This window comes from Pseudomonas bananamidigenes, from assembly GCF_001679645.1.
GTDB lineage: Bacteria > Pseudomonadota > Gammaproteobacteria > Pseudomonadales > Pseudomonadaceae > Aquipseudomonas > Aquipseudomonas bananamidigenes.
In genome coordinates, this window is record NZ_LRUN01000124.1 from 1 (window position 1) to 618 (window position 618).

1 protein-coding gene is annotated in these 618 nt (G+C 58.6%); it reads right to left on the bottom strand.

What is annotated here, in order from left to right:
- Nucleotides 1-217: 217 nt before the first annotated feature.
- Nucleotides 218-618 (bottom strand): LuxR C-terminal-related transcriptional regulator (locus BBF94_RS26910; RefSeq protein WP_141676643.1); only part of this gene is annotated, 401 nt, incomplete at its 5' end.

Sequence of the window (618 nt, forward strand, 5' to 3'; positions counted from 1 at the left end):
TCGACCTGGCTCATACCCACACCTTTGTTATTGATGACTGCTGTGGGATTAAGCCTAGTGGCTGCTTGCAGTCACGCAAATCGGGGCGCAGGAGAGAATCGCCTCAGCCGGATGGAAGGCCGGGGGTAGGGATTGCCCTACAAGGATGGCGCTAATAGATAGAGCAGTTGCGAGTGTTGAGCTGCAAGCCGCAAGAACAAGCAAAAGCGCCTGTCGCTTATGGATATGCCCAATATCGCAGGTTCGATGAAGAAACCTGTGGGAGTAGCTTGTGTTCCATTGCGTACTTCACCAGTTCGGCGAGTGAGGTGATGTTGAGTTTCTGCATCAGCCGCGCCTTGTGCGTGCTGATGGTCTTGCTGCTCAGGGCGAGTTGCTGGGCGATGTCGTTGACGTTGGCGCCCTGGGCCAGGCGTTCGAATACCGAGAACTCGCGCTCCGACAACAACGAATGCAGCGGTCGCGTATCGGTCAGGCCGACTTCGAAGACCATGCGGTCGGCCAGATCCGGGTCGATATAGCGCCCGCCTGACGCCACCTTGCGGATTGCTGTCAGCAGCAATGCCGGATCGCTGTCCTTGGTCGCGTACCCGGCGGCACCGACCTTCAGGGCCCGGG